General features: G+C 74.7%; 1 protein-coding gene and 1 pseudogene. One reads left to right on the top strand and one right to left on the bottom strand.

Annotated features, from left to right (window positions below; translation table 11 throughout):
- On the top strand, window positions 1–759 hold a 759-nt coding region (locus B7767_RS30315), incomplete at its 5' end, for a DUF2510 domain-containing protein (protein WP_256923628.1).
- 4 nt (window positions 760–763) lie between these two features.
- On the opposite strand, the pseudogene B7767_RS30310 reads toward B7767_RS30315, so the two are convergent.
- A pseudogene (locus B7767_RS30310) lies at window positions 764–1,192 on the bottom strand (amino acid deaminase/aldolase); the annotation flags it as partial.

The following is a 1,192-nucleotide window of genomic DNA, read 5'->3' as shown; positions in this document are numbered from 1 at the left end:
ACCGGCCGCACGAAGGCGGTCGCGCTCACCACCGCCGGGGCCGTGCTGGCCGCGGCGGTCGTCACCGGCGCGGTGCTCCTCGGCGGGGACGACGGCGACCCGCGGACGCGCACCGGTCCGACGGCCACCACGTCCGCCCCCGAGCCCCCGTCGCCGTCACCGTCCGGGTCCGAGTCGCCCGCCGGGGACCCGGACGTGGTCGAGGACCAGCTCAACGGGATCACCTTCCCGCTCCTCGACGGCTGGGTCCGGCCTAAGAACGTGCCCCAGGACGACGTCGTCATGACCACCGAAGGAACCTACGACTGCCCCGGCGACGGCACCGTCTGCCGGCACGGCCTCGTCATCTCCCGCACCGTCACCGGGAACGACGAGACCTCGCCCGAGGCGCTCGCCGAGGAGGACGTCTCCGACGCGGCCGACGCGGCCTTCGACAAGGACGCCCTCGGCCGGCGCCCCTACGGCGGCCTGACGTCCCACGAGGTCGTGAAGTCCGGCCCGGTCGCGGTGGCGGGCCGCGCCGGGTACCTCGTGCGGTGGCGCGTCACCACCGCCAAGGGGCCCGGCGGCTACGTGCAGTCACTGGTGTTCCCCTCCGGCGTCGGCACCGGCTCCCCGGTCCTCGTCCGCTACGTCTTCGACGCCGGACAGGACGGTCCGCCCCTCACCGACATGGACCGCATCACCGAGGGCATCCGCTCGGTCACCGACACGGCCTCCGGCGGCGGCGTCGGCAGCAGCATCGGCCCGGCGGACTGAGCCGTCACAGGAACGTGTGGCCCTCACCCCGGTACGTCGGCACGGTCGCCGTCACCGCGTCGCCCTCCACCAGGTGCAGCGCGTCGAACCGTTCGCACAGCTCGCCCGCCTTGGCGTGCCGGAACCACACCGTGTCGCCGATCAGCAGGTCGTCGGCGGGCGAGCCCAGCAGCGGCGTCTGCACCTCGCCGGCCCCCTCCTGCGGGTCGTACTCCAGCCCTTCCGGCAGGTACGGCACCGGCAGCCGGTCCGCGCCCGCCGCGCCCGACGCCGGATAGCCCCCGCCCAGCACCGTCACCACGCCGACACCGGGCCGCCGTACGACGGGCAGGGCGAACAGGGCCGCCGGACGCCCGCTGAACGACGTGTAGTTGTCGAACAGCCGCGGCACGTACAGCCCCGAACCGGCCGCGATCTCGGTGACCGCGTCCTC

This window comes from Streptomyces sp. 13-12-16, from assembly GCF_002114215.1.
Classification (GTDB): Bacteria; Actinomycetota; Actinomycetes; order Streptomycetales; family Streptomycetaceae; genus Streptomyces.
This window is presented reverse-complemented; position numbering and strand designations above follow the sequence as displayed.